The organism is Stenotrophomonas sp. A3_2, from assembly GCF_036624925.1.
Taxonomy (GTDB): Bacteria; Pseudomonadota; Gammaproteobacteria; order Xanthomonadales; family Xanthomonadaceae; genus Stenotrophomonas; species Stenotrophomonas hibiscicola.
Map to the genome: position 1 here is coordinate 1 of NZ_JAZKVY010000204.1, position 15,688 is coordinate 15,688.

General features: G+C 67.9%; 19 protein-coding genes and 1 riboswitch. Of the genes, 8 read left to right on the forward strand and 11 right to left on the reverse strand.

Translation table 11 applies throughout. The features are described 5' to 3' along the window. Positions 1-59 precede the first annotated feature (59 nt). Entirely contained in the window at positions 60-752 is a 693-nt protein-coding gene (gene bioD, locus R5H29_RS06715; protein WP_111097716.1) for a dethiobiotin synthase, read from the reverse strand. A 68-nt stretch (positions 753-820) separates the two neighbouring features. On the opposite strand from bioD, the gene R5H29_RS06720 reads away from it, so the two are divergent. Further along, positions 821-1,303: a GAF domain-containing protein gene (locus R5H29_RS06720; RefSeq protein ID WP_005407940.1), complete on the forward strand. Its 483-nt coding sequence runs from the start codon at positions 821-823 to the stop codon at positions 1,301-1,303. Further along, positions 1,300-1,662 carry a TfoX/Sxy family protein gene (locus R5H29_RS06725; RefSeq protein ID WP_332328946.1) on the forward strand — a complete coding sequence of 121 codons (363 nt, stop codon included), beginning with the start codon at positions 1,300-1,302 and terminating at the stop codon, positions 1,660-1,662. Before R5H29_RS06720 ends, R5H29_RS06725 begins: the two co-directional genes overlap by 4 nt. 89 nt (positions 1,663-1,751) lie before the next feature. Here the strand turns inward: R5H29_RS06725 and R5H29_RS06730 are convergent, their stop codons facing one another. Next, complete coding sequence (locus R5H29_RS06730) at positions 1,752-2,330, reverse strand: histidine phosphatase family protein (protein WP_019660935.1); 579 nt, start codon at positions 2,328-2,330, stop codon at positions 1,752-1,754. A gap of 143 nt (positions 2,331-2,473) precedes the next feature. Then, positions 2,474-2,697, forward strand: a riboswitch (cobalamin riboswitch). A 114-nt stretch (positions 2,698-2,811) separates the two neighbouring features. On the opposite strand from R5H29_RS06730, the gene btuB reads away from it, so the two are divergent. Beyond that, the gene (gene btuB, locus R5H29_RS06735) at positions 2,812-4,656 is read left to right on the forward strand and encodes a TonB-dependent vitamin B12 receptor (RefSeq protein WP_332328947.1); all 1,845 of its coding nucleotides are present in this window, start codon (positions 2,812-2,814) and stop codon (positions 4,654-4,656) included. Between the two features lie 119 nt (positions 4,657-4,775). Here btuB and gph read toward each other — a convergent pair whose 3' ends face one another. From gph to R5H29_RS06750, 3 genes are all read right to left on the reverse strand, one after another. Continuing rightward, positions 4,776-5,444, reverse strand: coding sequence for a phosphoglycolate phosphatase (gene gph / locus R5H29_RS06740; protein WP_019660933.1), 669 nt, complete (start codon positions 5,442-5,444; stop codon positions 4,776-4,778). A gap of 63 nt (positions 5,445-5,507) precedes the next feature. Then, the gene (locus tag R5H29_RS06745; RefSeq protein WP_019660932.1) at positions 5,508-6,299 is read right to left on the reverse strand and encodes a class I SAM-dependent methyltransferase; all 792 of its coding nucleotides are present in this window, start codon (positions 6,297-6,299) and stop codon (positions 5,508-5,510) included. Beyond that, complete coding sequence (locus R5H29_RS06750) at positions 6,296-7,225, reverse strand: LysR family transcriptional regulator (protein WP_019660931.1); 930 nt, start codon at positions 7,223-7,225, stop codon at positions 6,296-6,298. The genes R5H29_RS06745 and R5H29_RS06750 overlap by 4 nt, the downstream gene beginning before the upstream one ends. A 106-nt stretch (positions 7,226-7,331) precedes the next feature. On the opposite strand from R5H29_RS06750, the gene R5H29_RS06755 reads away from it, so the two are divergent. Further along, entirely contained in the window at positions 7,332-7,970 is a 639-nt protein-coding gene (locus R5H29_RS06755; RefSeq protein WP_332328948.1) for an NAD(P)H-binding protein, read from the forward strand. Between the two features lie 187 nt (positions 7,971-8,157). After that, on the forward strand, positions 8,158-9,069 hold the full coding sequence (locus R5H29_RS06760; RefSeq protein WP_111097721.1) for an MBL fold metallo-hydrolase: 912 nt from the start codon (positions 8,158-8,160) through the stop codon (positions 9,067-9,069). A gap of 267 nt (positions 9,070-9,336) precedes the next feature. On the opposite strand, the gene dinB is transcribed toward R5H29_RS06760, so the two are convergent. Both dinB and R5H29_RS06770 read right to left on the reverse strand, forming a co-directional pair. Then, positions 9,337-10,407 carry a DNA polymerase IV gene (gene dinB / locus R5H29_RS06765; protein ID WP_332328949.1) on the reverse strand — a complete coding sequence of 357 codons (1,071 nt, stop codon included), beginning with the start codon at positions 10,405-10,407 and terminating at the stop codon, positions 9,337-9,339. A 1-nt stretch (position 10,408) separates the two neighbouring features. Beyond that, entirely contained in the window at positions 10,409-10,600 is a 192-nt protein-coding gene (locus R5H29_RS06770; protein ID WP_140223365.1) for a hypothetical protein, read from the reverse strand. Between R5H29_RS06770 and fabA the strand changes: the two genes are divergently transcribed. After that, on the forward strand, positions 10,599-11,114 hold the full coding sequence (gene fabA, locus R5H29_RS06775; RefSeq protein ID WP_014035851.1) for a 3-hydroxyacyl-[acyl-carrier-protein] dehydratase FabA: 516 nt from the start codon (positions 10,599-10,601) through the stop codon (positions 11,112-11,114). The two genes, R5H29_RS06770 and fabA, sit on opposite strands and share 2 nt — an antisense overlap. Further along, positions 11,114-12,322 carry a beta-ketoacyl-ACP synthase I gene (gene fabB / locus R5H29_RS06780; protein ID WP_019660927.1) on the forward strand — a complete coding sequence of 403 codons (1,209 nt, stop codon included), beginning with the start codon at positions 11,114-11,116 and terminating at the stop codon, positions 12,320-12,322. The genes fabA and fabB overlap by 1 nt, the downstream gene beginning before the upstream one ends. Before the next feature lie 97 nt (positions 12,323-12,419). Here the strand turns inward: fabB and R5H29_RS06785 are convergent, their stop codons facing one another. Genes R5H29_RS06785 through R5H29_RS06795 form a run of 3 tightly spaced genes read right to left on the reverse strand, consistent with a single transcriptional unit; the run spans position 12,420 to position 14,862 of the window. Next, positions 12,420-13,103 (reverse strand): HAD family phosphatase, encoded by a 684-nt coding sequence (locus R5H29_RS06785; protein ID WP_180877013.1) that lies wholly within the window; start codon positions 13,101-13,103, stop codon positions 12,420-12,422. Further along, complete coding sequence (locus R5H29_RS06790; RefSeq protein ID WP_180877010.1) at positions 13,100-13,801, reverse strand: pseudouridine synthase; 702 nt, start codon at positions 13,799-13,801, stop codon at positions 13,100-13,102. Before R5H29_RS06790 ends, R5H29_RS06785 begins: the two co-directional genes overlap by 4 nt. Beyond that, a complete protein-coding gene (locus R5H29_RS06795) occupies positions 13,798-14,862 on the reverse strand; it encodes a class I SAM-dependent methyltransferase (RefSeq protein WP_308305306.1) in 1,065 nt (354 codons plus the stop codon). The genes R5H29_RS06790 and R5H29_RS06795 overlap by 4 nt, the downstream gene beginning before the upstream one ends. A gap of 156 nt (positions 14,863-15,018) precedes the next feature. On the opposite strand from R5H29_RS06795, the gene R5H29_RS06800 reads away from it, so the two are divergent. Beyond that, the gene (locus R5H29_RS06800; protein WP_332328950.1) at positions 15,019-15,282 is read left to right on the forward strand and encodes a hypothetical protein; all 264 of its coding nucleotides are present in this window, start codon (positions 15,019-15,021) and stop codon (positions 15,280-15,282) included. 70 nt (positions 15,283-15,352) lie between these two features. Here the strand turns inward: R5H29_RS06800 and R5H29_RS06805 are convergent, their stop codons facing one another. Continuing rightward, the gene (locus R5H29_RS06805; protein ID WP_332328951.1) at positions 15,353-15,646 is read right to left on the reverse strand and encodes a DUF3247 family protein; all 294 of its coding nucleotides are present in this window, start codon (positions 15,644-15,646) and stop codon (positions 15,353-15,355) included. Between the last annotated feature and the right edge of the window lie 42 nt (positions 15,647-15,688).

Here is a 15,688-nt window from a genome sequence, read left to right on the forward strand (position 1 = left end):
GCCGCTGGCCGGCAACTGCATGGACGTGATTCATCGAGGTTGCCGGCCAGCGGCCGGCACTACCCCAGGTCGTCGAACAGATGCGCGCTCAACGCTTCACCATCCGCCCCAGGCAGATGCGGCAGCCGTCCCCAGCACGGCATCGGCAGGCGCTGCTGCAGCGTGGCGATGTTCTCGTCCTGGCGCTGCATCGCAGGATCAATGTGGTTGCCGATCCAGCCCAGGCGGTCCACGCCGCTGGCCTGCAGTGATTGCGCAGTCAACCGCGCATGGTTGACGCAGCCAAGCCGCATGCCCACCACCAGCAGCACCGGCAGCTGCAGCGCACGCACCAGGTCGAGCTGGTCCAGCGTGGCCGAAACCGGCGCCAGCCAACCGCCAACCCCCTCCACCACCACGATATCGGCCTGCGCGCGCAGTCGCGCGAACGCGGCCACGATCGGCGCCAGTTCCACCTGCACGCCGTCCTCGGCCGCCGCCAGCTCCGGTGCCAGCGGCTGCCGCAGCGCATACGGGTTCAGGTCGGCATAGTCCGGCACCGGCCAGCTGGCCGCCTGCAGTGCCAGCGCGTCCTCGTTGCGCAGGCCCTGCCCCAGGTCTTCGCTGCCACTGGCCACCGGCTTCATGCCGACCGCACGCAGGCCGCGCCGGCGCAGCGCATGCAGCAGCGCAGTGCTGGCCGCGGTCTTGCCGATTTCGGTGTCGGTGCCGGTAACGAACAGGGCGGGCGGCAGCGTGGCAGGCAACGGCATCGATTGGCTCCAACAGGGCAACAGAGCGTGCATTATCGCCGGCCCGTCGCGCTTGCTAGACTGCGGGCATGTTCGCCAATGCCTCGCTCACCGGCAGCAAGCCGGAACAATACGCCCAGCTGCTGGAACAGGCCCGTGGCCTGGTCTACGCCGAGTCCGACCGCATCGCCAACGCGGCCAACCTCTCCGCACTGGTCTACCACGCCCTGCCCGACCTGAACTGGGTGGGTTTCTACCTGTACGATGGCAAGGAACTGGTGGTCGGCCCGTTCCAGGGCCTGCCGGCCTGCGTGCGCATCCCGCTGGACAAGGGCGTGTGCGGTGCCGCCGCCAGCCAGCGGGTCACCCAGCGCGTGGAGGATGTCGACGCCTTCCCCGGCCACATCGCCTGTGATTCGGCCTCGCGTTCGGAGCTGGTGGTGCCGCTGCTGCGCGGCGATGAACTGATCGGCGTGTTCGACATCGACAGCCCGAAGGTGGGCCGCTTCGATGCCGACGACCAGGCCGGCCTGGAAGCCATTGCCCGCGTGTTCGTCGAGGCGCTGGGATGAACGCACCCAAGCTGCGCAACATCGGCCCCAAGAGCGCGGCCTGGCTGCGCCAGGTCGGCCTGCGCAGCCGCGACGACCTGGTCGCGATCGGAGCGGTCGGTGCCTTCGTCAAGGTCAAGCGTGCCGGCTTCAAGCCCAGCCTGAACCTGCTGTACTCGCTGGAGGGTGCGGTGCTGGACTGCCACTGGCAGGAACTGAGCGAGCCGCAGCGCGATGCGCTGGTACAGGACTATGAAGCGCGCATCGCCGCGCATCCGCTGAAGGCGGCCGGTCCGGCGTCGGGCCCGGTGCATGAGCAGCGCTTCGATGCCGACGATGAGGCGGAAGACAGCGTGACCGAGCGCGCGGACGAGGATTGAGCCGCGCCCTCCTGTAGAGCCGAGCCCACGCTCGGCTGGCCTTTCTGATCGAAGTGCAGCCGAGCATGGCTCGGCTCTACAAGAGCAGCTCAGGGCTGCTGCAGTTCCAGCAATTCGCCCACCAGCCCGACCTCACCGCGCTCCAGCCACACACGCAGGCGCGTGCCATGGTCGATGCGCAGCGCCCAGCACAGCGACATCGGCAGGCCGCAGACCTTCGACAGCACCATGCGCAGCGGGCCGCCATGGCTGACCACCAGCGTCGGCACCGGATCGTCATCATCGAGCAGGCGATCCAGCGCGCGCGCGATGCGCCGCTCGAAGTGGCCCCAGCTTTCGCCGTTCGGCGGCGGGAACGCATGCGGGTCAGCATGGAAGGCAGCCAGTGCATCCTCCGGCAGGTCGAACAGCGACTGCCCGTCCCAATCGCCGAAATCCAGTTCTTCCCATTCCTCGTCCGCTTCCACGTCCAGCCCGCGCGGCGTGGCCAGCGCCATTGCCGTGTGCAGCGCGCGCAGCCGCGGCGAACTGATCACCCGCTCCCAGGGCTGCGCGGCGTAGGCGTCGACCAATTCCTGCGGCAGGCGGGCCAGCTGCGGTGGGTCGCTGCGGCCATCGAGGAACTCATCGCGACCGTTGCCGGCATGGCGGACCAGGTCGAGGATCATGCGTGCGTTCCGTACAGGCAACGCGGGGACAGCGGAAAACGGGCGGACATCGGCAACGGCACCACGGGATCGAGGGACCATTCTAAGGGCACAGCAAAGGCAGTCGAGCAGGCGCGACGCAACGGGACTGCCTGCGATGCCGTAGACTGCGCGCACTTCCAGGTGACCTGCGGCCACGGCCGGCAGGTTGAAACGGGAAGCCGGTGACGCGTGATTCCACGCCAGGCCGGCGCTGCCCCCGCAACGGTAAGCACGTCAGTTCCGGGCAACACTGCCACTGTGCCTCAGGCATGGGAAGGCGCCTGGACGGCGGCCTCGCGCCGCCCGGCGGCAAGCCCGGAGACCGGCCCGGAAGCCTCAGGTCGCGATGCGGTGGGCATGGCGCTGGATGACCGTGGCGTGCGCTGCGGCATCGGCGCGTGCCTGCCTTCGCGGCTCCTCCCCTTCGCCACGCGGGCGTGCGTGGCACCTGGAGTCCCCCATGAAGCTGCAGTCCCGAATATTGTCCCTGGCCGTGCTGGCCGCCCTGCCCGCGCTGGCCCAGGCCGCCAATGACACCACCGCGCTCGACCAGATCCTGGTCACTGCGACCCGCACCCCGATCGCCCTGCAGGACAGCATCGCGCCGGCCCAGGTGATCGACCGCGCGCAGATCGAATCCAGCCAGGCCACCTCGCTGCAGGAACTGCTGCGCGGCCGCGCCGGCATCAACCTGACCAATGCCGGCGGCTTGGGCAAGCAGAGCTCGCTGTTCCTGCGCGGCACCAACTCCGGCCACACCGTGGTGCTGGTCGATGGCGTGCGCATCAACAGCGCCGACCTCGGCCTGGCGATGTACCAGGACCTGCCGCTGGCACAGATCGAGCGCGTGGAGATCGTGCGTGGCCCGCAGTCCAGCCTGTACGGCGCGGACGCCATCGGTGGCGTGATCCAGATCTTCACCCGCCGCAGCCAGGGTGACTTCGCCCCGCATTTCCAGCTCGGTGGCGGCAGCAATGGACTGCGCGAGGCCAGTGGCGGCATTGGCGGCGGCACCGAACGCGGCTGGTTCGGCACTGACATCGCCTACCAGCATTCCGATGGCATCGATGCCTGCCGCGGCTCCTCCTCGGTGTTCACCGCGGGCTGCTTTGCCGACGAGCATGACCGCGACGGCTACCGCAACCTGTCCAAGAGCCTGCGCGGTGGCTACACCTTCAACGACCAATGGAACGTGGAAGGCAGTGCATTGCGTGCCGACGGAAAGAACCATTACGACGGCTACTACAACTATTCGGAAACCCGCCAGCAGGTGCTGTCCGGCAAGCTGCGCTACACCCCGTCCGAACGCCTGGCGTTCACCGCCAATGTCGGCCGCAGTGACAACGAGTCGGACAACTTCGGCGACTTCGATGCCCGTGGCAGCGCCCAGACCCATCGTGACAGCGCCTCGCTGCAGGGCGACTTCGGCATGGCCGAAGGCCAGCTGCTGAGCACCGGCGTGGACTGGAGCGAAGACAACCTGGATGGCAGCAGCGCCGGGTACCTCGTCGACAGCCGTCGCAACACCGGCGTGTTCGTGCAGTACCAGGGCCGCTTCGGCCGCCACCAGCTGCAGGTCAGCGCACGCAACGACGACAACCAGCAGTTCGGCAACCACGCCACCGGCAGCGCCGGCTGGGCGATGGAACTGGGCCACGGCCTGCGCCTCAACGCCAGCTATGGCACCGCGTTCAAGGCGCCGACCTTCAGCGATCTGTACGACCCGTGGAGCGGCGTGCCGACGTTGAACCCGGAGAAGTCCAAGAGCGCCAACCTGGGCGTTTCGCAGCAGGGACAGGGCTGGCACTGGGGCCTGGACGTATATGAAACCCGCATCGATGATCTGATTACCTACGATGCGGCGACCTTCAGGATGCAGCAGGTGGAGAAGGCGCGCATCCGCGGTGCCGAACTGACCGGTGGCGTGCTGCTGGCCGGCTTCGACATCAACGCCCAGCTGAGCTACACCGACCCACGCAACCGCACCGGCGGCAGCACCCAGTTCGACAACTGGCTGCCGCGTCGTGCACAGCAGACCGCACGCCTGGACCTCGATCGACGTTTCGGGGCCTTCCGCGCAGGCCTGACGGTTCAGGGAGCGGGCAAGCGCTATGACGATGCCGCCAACGCGGTGAAGGTGGCGGGTTACGGTACGCTGGACCTGCGCGCCGAGTACGCGCTGACGCCGTCGTGGACGCTGCTGGCGCGTGCCGCCAATGTGTTCGATCGCCGCTACGAGACCGTGGCGTGGTTCAACCAGCCCGGCCGCGAGTACCAGCTGAGCGTGCGTTACCAGCCGAAATGAAGGCGCGCGCCGGGCATCGCCCGGCGCCTCCTGATGCCATCGACGCATGGCGTCGATCTACTGTAGAGCCGAGCCCATGCTCGGCTCACGCAATGAAGCAGCCGAGCGTGGGCTCGGCTCTACGCCCGAACGCCCGCGGCCAACCCCGGCAACTCACGCAGGTCGTCGATCACTGCCACCGCGTGCGCGCTGCCCAGGTCCAGGCCGCGCGGATAGCCGTAGCGCACCAGCGCGATCGGCATGCCCGCATCTTCGGCGGCGCGGTAGTCGGTCAACGAATCTCCCACCATCAGACACGCCTCCACCGGCAGCGCGAAATGCGCGGCGATGTGCCGCAGCGGTTCGCCACTGGGCTTGCGCTGCGGCAGCGAATCACCGCCCAGTATCAGCGCGAACGCATCACCAATGCCCAGGTGCTGCAGCAGCGGCGGCACCAGTGCTTCGGGCTTGTTGGTGCAGATCGCCAGTGGCACGTCGCGCGCGCGCAGCTGCGCCAGTGCGTCGGCCACGCCATCGAACAGGCGCGGGCTGCGCAGCAGGCATTCACGGTAGTGCACCATGAACACCGGCATCACTTCGGCCAGGTCGACCTCGCGGCCTGCCGCATGCACGGCCTGTTCGACCAGGCGGCGCACACCGTCGCCGATCCAGCCGAGCACGGTGGCTTCCGGCACGCGTGCCATGCCGATGTCCTCCAGCGTGCGGTTCAGCGCTTCGGCGATATCAGCTGCGCTGTCGACCAGCGTGCCATCAAGGTCGAACACGACCAGTGGATAGGGATACGACAAGGAACGGCACCTGCACGACGTGGGCCCCCCATTGTACGCCGCTGGTTTCCACGCCGATCCGCCTCAACCGATCCGGCGCGCTCGGGTGGCCAGGAAGGTGGGAAGATAACGGTCGATCAGGAAGCGCGGCCGCGGCTGCCAGTCTTCCATGAAGCGATCGATGACGAAGCCGGCATCCAGCTGGCCACCAATCAGCTCGGTCAGGCTGTGGCCAAAGGTCAATGCGTCGCCACGGGCCAGCTTCGCCTCGCGTTCGGCTTGCGGCAGGTCTTCCAGGTCCGAATAGGGAATGGCGTACTGCGGACGGATCAGGCCCTGTGCATCCAGCTGCGGATCGCGCGCACCCACGAACAGCACCGGATTGTAGAAACTGGCCATCAGCATGCCATCGCGCGCCAGCACGCGGCGGCATTCAGTCCATACCGGGCGCACGTCAGGGACGTAGAGGTTCGAGATCGGGTGGAACACCACATCGAAACTGTCATTGGCAAACACGTGCAGGTCGCGCATGTCACCCTGCACGGTGCGCAGCTGCAGGCCATCGCGCGCGGCGACCGCGCGGTCCTGTTCAAGCTGCCCGTCGGAGAGGTCGAACACGGTGACATCGGCGCCAGCGGCAGCAAGCACCGGTGCCTGTTGGCCACCACCCGAGGCCAGGCACAGGATGCGACGGCCGCGCACGTCGCCCATCCAGTCCAGCGGCAACGCGCGCGGCGTCAGGTGCACCTGCCAGCGGCCTGCGCGCGCGGCAGCAATCGTTGAGCTTTCCACCGGGCGCGACCATTCGCGCGCTTCACTGGCCTGGCGGTCCCAGGCAGCACGGTTGTGGTCGATCAAGGCCTGTCCATGGTTCATGTGTCCTCCGTGCCCGGCGGGCGCCAATCCAGATCCTGGAAGGCCGGGCCGGCGAAGCACTCGCCCAGGAAGTCCAGGAATCGCCGCATGATAGCGGGCTGCTGTCGCCGTGATGCGTACACGGCATGAATGCCGAGCTCGTCCAGACTGAATTCGGGCAGCAGTTCGACCAGTTCGCCACTGCGCAGCATCGGCGCCACCTGGTAGGTCGGCAGCATGGCGATACCGGCACCGGCCCGCACCGCCTCCAGCAGCAGCGATGCCTCGTTGGCACTGATGTTGCCGCCCACAGCCACCGACAGCGAACGGCCATCGCGGTGCAGCTGCCACAGGCTCTTGCCGACGTAGTGGTGGGTCAGGCAGTTGTGCGCGGCCAGGTGTTCGGGAGCGGTTGGCGTACCGCGCGCCTCCAGGTAGGACGGCGTCGCGCACAGCACCGAGCGGCAGGTCGCCAGCCGCCGTGCGATCAGGCTGGGATCGATCTGGCGCGCGATGCGCACGGCCAGGTCCACCCGTTCCTCCACCAGGTTCACGGTGCGGTCGACCAACAGCAGTTCGATGCGCGCGGCAGGATGGCGCGCGACGAAACCGGCCACCGCTCGTGCCAGGTGGCTCTGCCCGAACGACACGCTGGCGGTCACCCGCAGCGTGCCGTGCGGTTCGGGATCATCGCTGGCCAGCTCGCCCTGCAGTTCCTCACTTATCGCCAGCATCTGCCGGAAGCGCGCCAGCGCCGCTTCGCCGGGGCCGGTCAGGCTGACCCGCCGTGTGGTCCGGTGCAGCAGGCGCGCGCCCAGCCAACCCTCGACCTCGGCCAGGTAACGGCTGACCATCGCCCGTGACATGTCCAGCACCTCTGCCGCTGCGGTCAGGCTGCCGCGCTCGGCCACCTCGACGAACACGGTCATGGCGGTCAATCGATCCATATGCTCGATCCATGCAACAAACAAGCGCGTTATACGCTGTTTTTCGAGCGACTGCAGCGGCCTACAGTGGCCGCGTCCCCCCCACACCGCCCCACGGAGTCCTGCCATGAAGATCGCCCTCGTCGGTTCCACCGGCAACATCGGCCGCCAGATCGCCAGCCACGCGCTGGCGAACGGCCACGAACTCACTGTCATCGTGCGCAGCGCGCAGGATCTTCCGGCCGAACTGGCCGGCGCCCATCCGGTGGTCGCCTCGCTGGATGACCAGGACGCGCTGGTCGCCGCCATCGCCGGCCACGACGTGCTGGCCAGCGCCTACGGCCCACGCCCGGGCGATGACATCGGCCGCGTCGGCGAGGTGGCCGCACAGCTGGCCGCGGCCGCGCGCAAGGCCGGTGTACCGCGCCTGGTGGTGGTCGGCGGTGCCGGCAGCCTGGAAGTCGCACCCGGCGTGCAGCTGGTCGATACCCCCACCTTCCCGGAGGCCTACAAGCCATACGCGCTGGCCCATCGAGAAGCCTTCAATCGACTGCAGGTGGTGGACGACCTGGACTGGACCTTCTTCTCGCCGGCCGCCGAAATCGGCCCGGGCGAAGAGCGTGGCCATTACCGCGTGCAGCCCAAGGCGTTCCTGGCCGACGCCAGCGGGCACAGCCGCATCAGTTATGCCGACTACGGCGCCGCGTTCGTCGCCGAGCTGGAAGCGCACAAGTACCCGAAGCAGATCATCACGGCAGCGTATTGATCATGCCGTCCGCCGGGCATGGCCCGGCGCTACCTCCCTGTAGAGCCGAAGGCAACGGCAGGAGCCGTTGCCAACATCGCTTGCGACGGCCCGTAGGGGGCCGGGCAAGGACGCCCGGCATAGCCCGCGCTCGGCTCTACGCGAACATGCAGCCGGGCATTGGCCCGGCTCTAGACAAGGAATTCCCATGCGTACCGCTGCCCTGCTGCTTCCCCTCGCCCTGGCCGCCACTTTCACCAGTGCGCCGCTGCTGGCCGCACCGGCCACCGCGGCGCCGACCACCGCGACGAAATCCCAACTGCACCTGCAGACCTTCCATCCCGGCCCGCAGGCAATGTTCTCGGTGTCCTCGGTGCTGATCGAAGGCCGCCACGACGCGATCCTGGTCAATGCGCAGTTCGGTGCCAGCGACGCGCGCAAACTGGTCGAGCTGATCCGCGCCAGCGGCAAGCAGTTGACCACGATCTATATCAGCCACGGCGATCCGGACTACTACTTCGGCCTGGCCACGCTGCAGGATGCGTTCCCGCAGGCGCGCATCGTCGCTACCGCGCAGACCGTTGCCCACATCCAGCAGACACAGGCCGGCAAGCTGGCCTACTGGGGCCCGAAGATGGCTGCCGACGTGCCCGCGCGCATCGTGCTGCCGCAGGTGCTGGAGGGCGATGCCCTGCAACTGGAAGGCCAGCGCCTGCCGCTGATCGGCCTGGACGGACCGACCCCGGACCGCACCGTGCTGTGGGTGCCGTCGCTGCGCGCGATCGTCGGTGGCATTCCGGTGGTGGCGGGCGAGCACGTGTGGATGGCCGACACGCAGACGCCGAAGTCACATGCCGACTGGCTGCAGACCCTGCAGCAGCTGCAGGCGCTGAAGCCGAAGGTGGTGGTGCCGGGGCATTACGCGCCAGGTGCGGCGCTGGATGCCAGTGCACTGCGCTTCACTGCGGACTACATCCGCACGTTCGATATCGAAGCGGCAAAGGCGAAGGACAGTGCGGCGCTGGTGCAGGCAATGCAGTCGCGCTACCCGAAGCTGGATGGCGTCGCATCGCTGGAGCTGAGCGCGAAGGTGGCCAAGGGCGAGATGCAGTGGCCATGAGGTAGGGAGTTCTTTTGCAGGGCTGCGCCCTGCACCTGCTCAATGCAACGGCAACAGCCGAAGCAACAGCAACAGCTGGCTATCCGTGGGATGGCGAGGTGGGGGCGGTTGCGGGGGACGCTGCCAGTACGTGCAAGTAAGCTCGGTCGCCGCATACAAGCGGCGCACGCCCCCGCCCCCGGCCCCCCCCCGCATTCGCCGGTTTCGTGGTGTTGATGGAACGGGGTGTGGTTGGTGGGGGCCGCCGGTTGGGGGCCACGGCAATGATCAGTGCTCGAACAATTCCCCCTGCACCACGGCCTCCTTTTCGCGGAAGCCACCCAGGCCGACGCCGACCAAGCGGTAACGGGTCTCCGCCGGCAGGTCGACGCGGGCGCGCAGGGCCAGCGCGATGTCGCGCAGTTCTTCCATCGATTCCGGCGGGCGCTCCGGGGTGAAGCTGCGGGTGAGGATGCGGAACTGCGCGGTCTTCAGCTTCAGCACCACGGTGTGGCCGACGCGCTCGGTCTTGCGCGTGGCCTTCCAAGTCTTCTCCGCCAGTTGCACGATCGCCTCGCCCAGGTCTTCCAGCAGCAGGTCCTCGGCAAAGGTGTCCTCCGAGGAGATCGACTGTACCTGCTGGTCCGGTTCCACCGGCCGCTCGTCGACGCCGCGTGCGCGGTTGTACAGGCTGCGGCCGAAACTGCCGAACGCCTCTTCCAGATCGGTCAATGCCCATTGCCGCAGATCGCCGCAGGTGGCGATGCCGCGCGCGGCAAGTTTTCCTTCCATCACCTTGCCGACGCCGGGCACCCGGTTCACCGGCAACGGCTGCAGGAACGCGTCCACCCGCTGCGGTGGAATCACGAACTGGCCATCGGGCTTGCGCCAGTCCGAAGCGATCTTGGCCAGGAACTTGTTCGGCGCGATCCCGGCTGAAGCGGTCAGGTTCGTCTCCTCACGGATCTGCGCACGGATGGTGCGGGCGATGTCGGTGGCCAGTTCGATGCCGCTCTTCGGCTCGGTCACGTCCAGGTAGGCCTCGTCCAGCGACAACGGCTCGACCAGGTCGGTGTGGCGCAGGAAGATCTCGCGCACCTGGCGTGACACCGCCTTGTAACGTGCAAAGTCAGGCGGCACGAAGATCGCGTCCGGACACAGGCGTTCGGCGCGCAGCGCCGGCATCGCCGAACGCACGCCGAACACGCGTGCCTCGTAGGACGCCGCACACACCACCGAGCGCGCGCCGCGCCATGCCACAACCACCGGCTTGCCGCGCAGTGACGGATCGTCGCGCTGCTCCACCGACGCGTAGAACGCGTCCATGTCGACGTGGATGATCTTGCGCAGTCGGGTCATGTCAGGCGGAAAGGGCGGGGGCGTGCCGAACGGGCCACACGCCGAAGTATGGTCGTTGCACATCAACAGGATGCGCGTATTCCATTGAAAACACTACGGTTGCGTACGGTTGAAATGTTTGATCGGCGCAGTTTCCACGGGCATCCTCGAACGCTTGTTTCCCTGTTTCCCCGCTTCCAGGATTGTGCTTCATGACCCGTCTCCACGCGTTCAACCGCGAACAGCTGCTGGCCAGCGCACGCGGTGAACTGTTCGGCACCGCCGCCGGCCGTTTGCCCAACGATCCGATGCTGATGTTCGACCGCATCACCGACATCCACGAGGACGGCGGACCGCACGGCAAGGGCATGGTACGCGCCGAGCTGGATATCCGCCCGGACCTGTGGTTCTTCGGCTGCCACTTCATCGGCGACCCGGTGATGCCAGGCTGCCTGGGCCTGGATGCCATGTGGCAGCTGACCGGCTTCTTCCTGACCTGGCTGGGCGCCCCCGGCAAGGGCCGCGCGCTGGGCTGTGGCGAGGTGAAGTTCACCGGCCAGGTACTGCCGGACGCCAAGCTCGTACGCTACGAGATCGACATCAGCCGGGTCATCAACCGCAAGCTGGTGATGGCCCAGTCCGATGCCCGCATGTACGTGGATGATCGCGAAATCTACAGCGCCCGCGACCTGCGCGTCGGCCTGTTCACCGAAACCGGGAGCTTCTGATGCGTCGCGTCGTCATCACCGGCATGGGCATCACCTCCTGCCTCGGCAATGATCTGGATACCGTTTCGGCCGCGCTGCGCGAAGGGCGCTCGGGCATCACCGCCCTGGCCGACCACGCCGAAGCGGGCCTGCGCAGCCAGGTCGGCGGTCGTGTCGACCTCGATCTGGAGGCGCTGATCGACCGCAAGCAGAAGCGCTTCATGAGCGACGCGGCGGCCTTCGCCTACCTGGCCATGCGCGATGCCATCGCCGATGCCGGGCTCAGCGCCGAGCAGGTCAGCAGCCTGCGCACCGGCCTGATCGCCGGTTCCGGTGGCGGCTCCAGCGAATGGCAGATCGGCGCGGTCGACCTGCTGCGCGAACGTGGTGTGCGCAAGGTCGGCCCGTACATGGTGCCGCGCACGATGTGCTCGACGGTCTCGGCCTGCCTGGCCACCGCCTACCAGATCAAGGGCGTCAGCTATTCGTTGTCGGCCGCCTGCGCGACCTCGGCGCACTGCATCGGCGCCGCCGCGGACATGATCCGCCATGGCGCGCAGGACATCATGTTCGCCGGTGGCGGCGAAGACCTGCACTGGTCGATGAGCGTGATGTTCGATGCGATGGGCGCGCTGTCGACCAGCTTCAACGAGACCCCGGCCAGCGCCTCGCGCCCGTACGACAAGGACCGCGACGGCTTCGTCATCGCCGGCGGTGGTGGCATGCTGGTGCTGGAGGACTACGACCACGCCGTTGCGCGCGGCGCGCGCATCCATGCCGAACTGATCGGCTATGGCGTGACCTCCGACGGTGCCGACATGGTCGCCCCGTCCGGTGAAGGCGCGGTGCGCTGCATGAAGATGGCACTGCAGGGCGTCGATCGCCCGCTGGATTACCTCAACACCCACGGCACCTCCACGCCGCTGGGCGACGTCACCGAGCTCAACGCCATCCGCGAAGTGTTCGGCGATGCGGTGCCGCCGCTGTCCTCGACCAAGGCGCTGTCCGGCCATTCGCTGGGTGCGGCCAGCGTGCACGAGGCGATCTACTGCCTGCTGATGATGCGCGATGGCTTCGTTGCCGGTTCGGCCAACATCGGCGAACTGGACCCGAAGGTGGAGAGCTTCCCGATCCTGCGCGAAAGCCGCGCGCAGACGCTGGACACGGTGATGTCCAACAGCTTCGGCTTCGGTGGCACCAACGCCGCGCTGGTGTTCGGGCGGGTGTGATGGGGGCAGGTGTGCCGACCAACGGTCGGCACCCACCAATAGATGTAGAGCCGAGCCATGCTCGGCTCAGTGCCGGCCAACGGTCGGCACCTACCGCTTATTTCGGCAACAACGGCACCAGCAACGCGTGCGCGTCCACCAGCGAACCGACAATGCGATGGCCAAGCGCGCGCAGCTCTTCGTCAGGATGCACCAGGTCCGGTACCTGGATCACGGTCATGCCAGCGGCCAATGCCGCGCGCGTGCCAGCGGGTGAGTCTTCCAGCGCCAGGCAGCGCCCAGGCACCTGGCCCAGTCGCTGTGCGGCCAGCAGGTAGATGTCCGGCGCCGGTTTCGGCCGCGCCACGTCGCCACTGGTGATCACCGCGTCGAAATACGGCAGCAGTCCGGCCGCCGCCAGCTTGCGGTTGGCACGCGGCTGCCGCGTGGTGGTGGCCACCGCGCGCGGTACCGCGTGCGCCTTCAGCAGCTCCAGCAGTTCCAGGATGCCCGGACGCAACGGCAGGCCGGTCTGTGTGCGTCCTTCGTACAGTTCGTGGCAGCGTGCAGCGACCGCCTCGATCACGCTGTCCTCGATACCCTGCGCACGCAGCAGCGCGTGCGAATCCCGGTCGCCGAGGCCGACCATGCGCAGGAACACTGCCTCGTCCAGGCCCAGTGCGAATTCGTCGGCGGCCTCGCTCCAGCAGGCCAGCGAGACCCGCTCGCTGTCGATCATCAGGCCGTCCATGTCGAAGATGACGGCGTCGGGGAGGAACGGCAGCGCAGCGATGGTGGTCATGGAGCGAACAGCGTATCCAGGTCGGTGGAAGTGAGCTGCCGCCATTGCCCTTCGTCCAGCCCCTGCAGGTCCAGCCCGCCAACACGACTGCGGTGCAGGGCCTGCACGTGGTTGCCGGTGGCGGCGAACATGCGGCGTACCTGATGGTAGCGGCCTTCGTGCAGCACCAGGCGCGCGCGACGCGCATCCAGCACTTCCAGTTCAGCCGGCAGCAGGGGCGTCTTCTCGGACTCCAGCATCAGCGTGCCGCTGGCGAACAGCGCCACCTCGTCGCCGCGCAGGTCCTCGCTCAATTCGACCTCATAGACTTTCGGCAGCTTCGACTTCGGCGAGATGATCCGGTGCAGCAGGCTGCCATCGTCGGTCAGCAGCAGCAGGCCGCTGGTCTCGCGGTCGAGGCGGCCCACCGTGGACAGCACCGGATCGCGGTCGCGGAAGCGCGGCGGCAACAGGTCGTAGATCAGGCGCCCGGTGTCCTTGGTCGAACAGGTGTAGCCGGCCGGCTTGTGCAGCGCGATCGACAGCCCCGGCGGCGGGTCCAGCGGCTCGCCATCAACCCGGATCACCTCGTGCGGCACCTGGTCGTCGGCGTACAGTACCTCGCCGTCGGCGTCGGTGATGCGGCCTTCGCGGAACATCCACTGCACCTGCTTGCGGCTGCCATAGCCCAGGTTGGCGATGTGCTTGACCAGCTTCACTTGCCCTTCCCCTTCACTGCTTCCACCAGCTTGAAACCGTCGCGTTCGGCGACCACGCGCACCGCGCCGAAGCTGTCGTTGAGGGTGTGCTCGTAAGGCAGGTGGCGGTTGGCCACCACGTACAGGCGCCCGCCCGGGCGCAATGCCTGCGCAGCCACGGCGATGAAGCGCTGGCCGATGTCCGGGCGGTCAGCGCGCGACGGCGTGTGGAACGGCGGGTTGCTGATGATGACGTCGTAGCCCGGCTCGATGCCGGCGGTGACGTCCTGCCACAGGAAGCGCAGCGGCAGCGGGCGCGGCGGCGGCGCCAGATTGAGCTCGGCCAGCGCCAGTGCGCGCTGCTCGGCCTCGTACAGGTCCAGCGCGGTGATCTTCGGGCAGCGTTCCAGGAGTTCGCGCGACAGGTAGCCGTAGCCGGCGCCGAGGTCGGCGGCACGCCCGGCCAGGTCGGCCGGCAGGTGCTCGGCCAGCAGCGCCGACGCCGGATCGATGCGATCCCAGGCGAACACGCCCGGGCGGCTGAGGAAACGGCCACCGACGATCGGGCGCACCGCGTCCAGTGCCGACCAGCGCTTGGCCAGGTCGGCATCGTGCTGGCCCTGCATCGGGGCGGTCCAGTACACGCGGCAGTGGTTCTTGGTCAGGCTGCCGCCGAGGCCGGCCAACTGCTTGAGGTCGCCTTCGCCGGAGCGCGCGCCTTCGTTGTTGGACTGGCAGGCGACGATGCGGCCACCGTCGGCGACCAGCGCCAGCGCGCGCGCAAACAACGCACGAGCCTCTTCGCGCTGGCGCGGCGGCAGCACCAGCACCAACGGGTAGCGGCCCTTGCCGGCCACATCATCCAGCTGGCCGCTGACGGTCCAGCCGGCTGCCTGCTGCAGCGGCTGCGCGAACGGGGCGAAGCTCTGTTCACAGTGCACCTCGCGGTTGCCGGCCGCTTCGCGCAGCGGCCAGCCGTCGCGGGCCCGCAGGAAGGCCACCGGACCTTCCGGCCAGCGCAGGGCACCTTGTGAAAACGGCAGGAACAGGGTCTGCAGGGGGGCGTCGTCGCTGGAGGCCATCGGCGCGGGTACTTCAAGCGTGAGGGCCGTCCATTGTACCGGCTTGACCGGGCCGGCCCCGGCAGCCGCTTTGCGAAACCCGAACGGGGCTTTGATCTGCCAGCAACATTGAAACGTTCAGGGTAGAGGCTCCCCCGGAAACCCAGGAGAACCTGCATGCGAGCCTTGTTCGTCGGTGGCGTGGTCGACAACAGTGAAATGGACCTGGAAGGCAGCCATCCGCCCGTGCATTACCCCCAGGACACCGGCGGCGGCCACTCACGCTACCGGCTGCACCAGGTCGGCCATGGCGCCGACGGCAGCGTGGCCTATGCGGTGTACGGCGCGCCGGACCTGGCTGATGACGAGGTGGCGAGGGTTGCAGAGGAGCGGGCGTACGCACGCCGGTTCGAGGCGACGCCGACCCTGTTCGAGCACTGACACATCTGTAGCGCCCGAGCCCACGCTCGGGCGGCGGCAGAGCCGAGCGTGGGCTCGGCTCTACATCGGATCAAGGCGCCTTGGGTGGCAGGCGGTTGACACTGGCGATCTCATCCAGCCACACATGGTGCTGCTGCACCGGCGTGTCGTAGTCATCCAGGCGCAACTGGCCGTTGCTGCCTTCATCACCCGCGGCGTTGCGGTATTGCTGCACAGTTGGCCTCACGGCCACCGTGCCGAGCAGGCGGCGGCCATCGTGCAGAATCAGTTCCACCTGCGTTTCGCCATCCAGCTGCGGCAGCAGGGCTTCCAGGCGCGCGATCTGCGCCGGATCGGTGTGGATACGTGGAGCTATACGGGACATCGGCGACCTCCTGACTGCAGGGTCGCCGATCGGCCGTGAATG